This window comes from Pseudomonas sp. CNPSo 3701, assembly GCF_028674975.1.
GTDB lineage: Bacteria > Pseudomonadota > Gammaproteobacteria > Pseudomonadales > Pseudomonadaceae > Aquipseudomonas > Aquipseudomonas straminea.
This window is the reverse complement of sequence record NZ_JAQZSI010000017.1, coordinates 1-1,042: the sequence shown is the minus strand read 5'-3', so window position 1 is coordinate 1,042 and position 1,042 is coordinate 1. Positions and strand designations below refer to the sequence as shown.

The following is a 1,042-nucleotide window of genomic DNA, read 5'->3' as shown; positions in this document are numbered from 1 at the left end:
CAGAACCGGTGTGGTCACGGTAAAGGTGTTGGCACCCTGAGTGATGGTCAGCGTAACGGTGCTGCCGACCGGCGCATCGGTAGTACCGACGATGGTCGGCGTCGTGTCGTTGGTGGCTGGGGCATCGACAGTGATCAGCGGAGCCGTGGTGTCGATAGCACCGGTGTCAGTGGCCGAACCGGTGTTGCCGGCTGGGTCGGTGACCTTGGCGTCGACCGAGTACGGGCCTTCAACCAAGCCAGCCGGCACATCCGCAGAGTAAGTGCCACCTGCCACGACCGTAGCCGTGGTGGTCAGCACGGTCGTGCCCTGCGTGATGGTCAGCGTCACAACACTGCCCACCGGCGCATCGGTAGTACCGACGATAGTCGGCGTCGTGTCATTGGTGATGGCTGGAGCATCGACAGTGATCAGCGGAGCCGTGGTGTCGATAGCACCGGTGTCAGTGGCCGAGCCAGTGTTGCCGGCCGGATCAGTGACTTTTGCATCGACCGAGTACGGGCCTTCAGCCAGCGGCTGAGTCAGCTCGACGCTGTAGGTGCCACCCGCCAGAACCGGTGTGGTCACGGTAAAGGTGTTGGCACCCTGAGTAATGGTCAGCGTAACGGTGCTGCCCACCGGAGCATCGGTGGTGCCGACGATAGTCGGCGTCGTGTCGTTGGTAATGGCTGGAGCATCGACAGTGATCAGCGGAGCGGTGGTGTCGATAGCGCCGGTGTCAGTGGCCGAGCCAGTGTTGCCGGCGGCGTCGGTGACCTTGGCGTCGACCGAGTACGGGCCTTCAACCAACCCAGCCGGTACATCAGCGGAATAAGTGCCGCCAGCCACGACCGTAGCCGTGGTGGTCAGAACGGTTGTGCCCTGCGTCATGGTCAGCGTCACAACACTGCCGACTGGCGCATCGGTGGTACCGACGATAGTCGGGGTGGTCTCGTTGGTAATAGCCGGTGCATCGACAGTGATCAGCGGAGCGGTGGTGTCGATAGCGCCGGTATCAGTAGCCGAGCCGGTGTTGCCGGCTGGGTCGGTGACTTTGGCATCG

General features: G+C 63.1%; 1 protein-coding gene. It reads right to left on the bottom strand.

The window, feature by feature from the left end:
* The coding region (locus tag PVA39_RS23180) for an Ig-like domain-containing protein (RefSeq protein WP_274126063.1) at window positions 1–1,042 on the bottom strand (1,042 nt) is incomplete at both ends.